1 protein-coding gene is annotated in these 1,373 nt (G+C 64.8%); it reads left to right on the top strand.

Annotation, left to right across the window (positions count from 1 at the left end):
- The first annotated feature begins 79 nt into the window (after positions 1 to 79).
- Positions 80 to 1,111 (top strand): IS110 family RNA-guided transposase, encoded by a 1,032-nt coding sequence (locus NKH89_RS35590; RefSeq protein WP_352912028.1) that lies wholly within the window; start codon positions 80 to 82, stop codon positions 1,109 to 1,111.
- Positions 1,112 to 1,373: the final 262 nt, after the last annotated feature.

Here is a 1,373-nt window from a genome sequence, read left to right on the forward strand (position 1 = left end):
AAAGCTGATGGGGTGGACGCCCCCCGACGGCATCGCTGTGCCAGAATGGAGTGTTGCAACCATTCGAAGGGAGGCGTCCGTGCCTGAGGTTACCACGATCGGTCTGGATATCGCGAAGAATGTATTCCATGCGCATGGTTCGGATTCACGCGGTCGAGGCGTTTTCTCGAAGCGGCTGAGCCGGGCGAAGGTGCTCGACTTCTTCGCTGCGCAACCGCCTTGCACCGTGGCTATGGAAGCCTGCGGCGGTGCGCATCATTGGGGCCGTGAACTGATGGCGCTGGGCCATGACGTGCGGCTGATCCCACCCGCCTACGTCAAGCCGTTCGTGAAGCGGCAGAAGAACGATGCGGTGGATGCCGAAGCGATCTGCGAGGCAGCGCAGCGCCCAACCATGCGCTTCGTGGCCGTGAAGAGCGAGGAGCAACAGGCGTCCGCCCTCGTGTTCCGGACCCGCGATCTCTTGGTTCGCCAGCGAACCCAGCTCGTCAACGCCATCCGGGGACACCTCACCGAGTACGGTTGGGTGGCGCCAAAGGGATTGTCCTACGTCTCGATGCTCGGCGATATGCTCGAGGAGGAGATGGCCGCGTCCTTACCGACGGCGGCGGTCGCGATGCTCCGTGTCATGCTGGATCTCCTGGCCGAGCTGGACGAGCGGATCGCGTATCTTGACCGGGAGATCGCTCGCCGTGCCCGCGAGGACGAGACGGCGCGCCGGCTGATGACCATCCCCGGCATCGGGCCGATCACCGCGACGGCGTTGACCGCGCTTGCTCCCGCTGCCGAGACCTTTGCCAAGGGTCGCGACTTCGCCGCCTGGCTGGGTCTGACACCGTTGCAGCGATCGACCGGAGGCAAACAGAAGCTCGGCGCGACGTCGAAGATGGGCGAGCGAACGCTGCGCCGCCTGCTGATTATCGGCGCCAGCGCCGTCGTCAAACAGGCGTCGGGTCGCGGAGCTCCCAAGGGATCGTGGCTGGAACAAATGCTGTCGCGCAAGCCGCGCATGCTGGTGACGGTGGCGCTCGCCAACAAGATGGCGCGCATTGTCTGGGCCCTTTTGGCGAAGGGCGGAAGTTACCGAGCTCCGGCGGCGGTCGCGGCGTAAGCCGGGATCGACGTCAGAGGCTGTCGGGGACGCGAGGTCGGTCGAAGGAGGGTATGGCACAACAGTCGGCGAGACGGGGCTGGAAGAACCAGGGAATGGCAGAGCGCTACCCAAGCGCGCAAAGCTGATGTGGATCCAGTCCGCGAACTCCCATACGGGCCCGCAGCCGATGGCTGCATCAGGAGGCCGGACAGATGGCAGCATCCGACATCGTGCCTACCGCCAAAAAAATCGCTTGCGTCCGAAGGGGCGTCCACAGATG

Source organism: Mesorhizobium sp. M0923, assembly GCF_040319365.1.
Lineage (GTDB): Bacteria > Pseudomonadota > Alphaproteobacteria > Rhizobiales > Rhizobiaceae > Mesorhizobium.